We start from the raw sequence: 1,848 nt of genomic DNA, 5'->3' as shown, positions 1-1,848 counted from the left end.
TGCCCGACCGGCTGCAGATCGCGCTGCTGAGGGCATCCGGCTGCAATCCGTCCGAACCGGAAACGCAGGCGTTGATGGCCGGCTGGAACCTGGAGGAACTGCGCGGCAATGCCGCTGCCAAGCGCGCGCTGTGGCCGCACTTGCGGGCCCTGCGCAAGCGGGGCCGTGCGTGAGCGCGGTCAGCTCACCCCGTCCGCTGTCCCTGCGCGCGCTGCGCGAGGCGGACATCGATGCGGTGATGCCGATCGAGCTGCGCGGCTATCCCTTCCCGTGGACCCGCGGCATCTTCGTGGACTGCCTGCGCGCCGGCTACCCGGCGCTGGCACTGGAAGACGACGGCGTGCTGGTCGGCTATGGCGTACTGAGCATCGCCGCCGACGAGGCGCACGTGCTCAACGTCTGCGTCGACACGCAGAATCAGTCGCGCGGCCTGGGGCGCTATCTGTTCCGCGCGCTGGTCAAGCTGGCCCGCGACCAGGGCGCGCAGCGCGTGTTCCTCGAAGTGCGACCCTCCAATACGCCGGCGGTGGCGCTGTACCACAGCGAAGGCTTCAACGAAATCGGCCGCCGCCCGCGCTATTACCCGGCCCGCGAAGGACGCGAGGACGCGCTGGTGATGGCGATGGAACTGGTGGACGACGATATCCAGACGATGCCGCCGCTGTAACGGTACGGACATCGGAGGCCGACACGAACCCGGTAGAGCCGAGCCATGCTCGGCTGCTCCACCATGACCCACTCGACCGGTTTGCCGCAGCTGCGCTGCGACAGCCGAGCATGGCTCGGCTCTACCATCATTGCCTTCCCTGGCTACCTCTGCGTCTGGCGCTGGGCCGTGGGTGCATCGTGTGCGTCAAGCGAGCCGCAACACCGCCGCACCCAGCACGATCAAGCCCGCCGCGATCCAGCGCTGCCGGGTGACCCGCTCATGCAGGATGAACGCCGAGATCAGGATGCCGAACAGGATCGAGGTTTCGCGCAGGGCGGAAATCATCGCCACCGGGGCGACCGTCATCGCCCATAGCGCCAGCGCGTAGGAGGTGAGGGTGCCGACGCCGCCGACCACCCCGTACTGCCAGTTGGCACGCGCATACGTGCGCAGCGCCGCGGCACGCGTGCACAGCGCCCAGACCGGCAACGGCAAGCCCGACAACAGGAACAGCCACAGCGTGTAGCTCAGCGCCGCACCGGAGTGACGCGTGCCCCAGGCATCCACCAGGGTGTAGGTGGCAATGACGCCGGCGTTGAGCAGTGGCAGCCACAGGTGCTGGCGTGAGATGCCACGCGTCATGCACAGGATGCCGGCGCAGATAAGCGCGATGCCGGCCCAGGCGATCCATGCCAGACGCTCGTCGATAAACAACGTGCCCACCAGCGCGACCAGGATCGGCGCGCAGCCTCGCATCAGCGGGTAGGACGCGCTCATGTCGGTCAGCTGGTAGGTGCGGGCGACCAGTACGTAGTAGATGACCTGCAACCCGGTGGACGCGGCCAGCCACGGCCAACTCTGCGCTGCGGGGGCGGGCAGGAACGGCAGGCCGATCGCAGCGAGGATCGCCGCCGAGCCGGTGACCAGGATCGTGGTCAGCAGCGTGTCGGCGCCGCGTTTGACGATGGCGTTCCAGCTGGCATGCAGCAGCGCGGCGAACAGCACGATGCAGAAAATGGAGAGCGACATCGTGTCGGCAGGCAGTCATTGCGTGGACGAACCCGCATGATGCCGCAGATGCGCGGTGGCGCCCAACATCGCCGCGGTAGAGCCACCCCACGGGTGGCTGCACGTAATCCGGGCAGAGCCACCCCACGGGTGGCTACACGTAACCCTGGTAGAGCCACCCCACGGGTGGC

General features: G+C 68.1%; 2 protein-coding genes. One reads left to right on the top strand and one right to left on the bottom strand.

What is annotated here, in order from left to right; genetic code table 11:
- Positions 1-169 precede the first annotated feature (169 nt).
- Positions 170-667 carry a ribosomal protein S18-alanine N-acetyltransferase gene (gene rimI / locus AC1DQP_RS20085; protein ID WP_256775349.1) on the top strand — a complete coding sequence of 166 codons (498 nt, stop codon included), beginning with the start codon at positions 170-172 and terminating at the stop codon, positions 665-667.
- Positions 668-853: 186 nt separating this feature from the next.
- On the opposite strand, the gene AC1DQP_RS20080 is transcribed toward rimI, so the two are convergent.
- On the bottom strand, positions 854-1,678 hold the full coding sequence (locus tag AC1DQP_RS20080) for an EamA family transporter (RefSeq protein WP_457319189.1): 825 nt from the start codon (positions 1,676-1,678) through the stop codon (positions 854-856).
- Positions 1,679-1,848 lie beyond the last annotated feature (170 nt).

The organism is Stenotrophomonas sp. P5_A8, assembly GCF_056400545.1.
The sequence above is the reverse complement of the archived record's forward strand: the minus strand, read 5'-3'. Positions and strand labels throughout refer to the sequence as shown.

What these genes read in the sequence shown, in the direction of transcription:
- AC1DQP_RS20080 (WP_457319189.1), bottom strand. Translation starts at nt 1,678, where the DNA reads ATGTCGCTCTCCATTTTCTGCATCGTGCTGTTCGCCGCGCTGCTGCAT.